The sequence below is a fragment of the Mesorhizobium sp. M0991 genome (assembly GCF_040318915.1).
GTDB lineage: Bacteria > Pseudomonadota > Alphaproteobacteria > Rhizobiales > Rhizobiaceae > Mesorhizobium.
This window is the reverse complement of record NZ_JAMYNE010000103.1, coordinates 1-792: the sequence shown is the minus strand read 5'-3', so window position 1 is coordinate 792 and position 792 is coordinate 1. Positions and strand designations below refer to the sequence as shown.

The 792-nt window shown below is 64.9% G+C and carries 1 protein-coding gene; it reads right to left on the bottom strand.

The window, feature by feature from the left end:
* A partial coding sequence (locus NKH70_RS35680) for an IS1380 family transposase (protein ID WP_353027475.1) occupies positions 1 to 753 on the bottom strand: 753 nt, incomplete at its 3' end.
* Positions 754 to 792 lie beyond the last annotated feature (39 nt).

Below are 792 nucleotides of genomic sequence, written 5' to 3'. Positions count from 1 at the left end.
GAAGTCGACGTCGTTGGCGCGGCACCAGTCGATGACCTGCGGGTTGCAATAATGGCTATCGCCGCGGAGCAGGATTCGAATGTTCGGCCAGTTGATCCGGATCGCCCGCACCAGACGGCGCAGGTGGGGGCGGATCTCAGCCCCACTCGGCCGCTTGGCCGGTCCCAGGATCGCGCTGACGAACCGTCCCGCACCATCGAACACGACGATCGGCTGGAAGCCGTACTCGTCATGGTGGGCATTGAACAGGCGAAGCTGTTGGCCTCCGTGCACAGCGTCGAAGGTGTCGTCAATGTCGAGTACGATCCGCTTCGGCACCTGCCGGAACGAGGCGCAATAGAGATCGACCATCGCCCGTCCCATCGCGACCAGCTCCCGCACGCCGGGTAGGTTCTCCAGCCGGCACAGCGTCGATTGCGACGCCAGATCCCGACCCGACGGCAGCGCATCCTGGGCCATCTTGAAGACCGGATCGCGGCGCAGCCGGTTGGCGTCGTTGCCGTCCTCGTAGCCGGCGGCGATCATCTTCATGCGAAAGCCGATCATGTCCGCCAGGCTGTGGACGACCTGGTCCGGGCAGCGCGGATCGTCGATGCAACGCGCCAGACGCTCGGCCACCCGCAACCGCTTTTCCACCTCGGCCAAGGCCAGAACGCCGCTGTTGGACGACAGCATGCCGCCGTCGAAACGGGCGACGACGGACTTGCCGCCGACTGATGACAAACCGCTCAGCGGCAGCGCAAGATCGTTCATGGTGGGTGTGGTCTCCGGGAAATGGTTCGGATCGGCTTA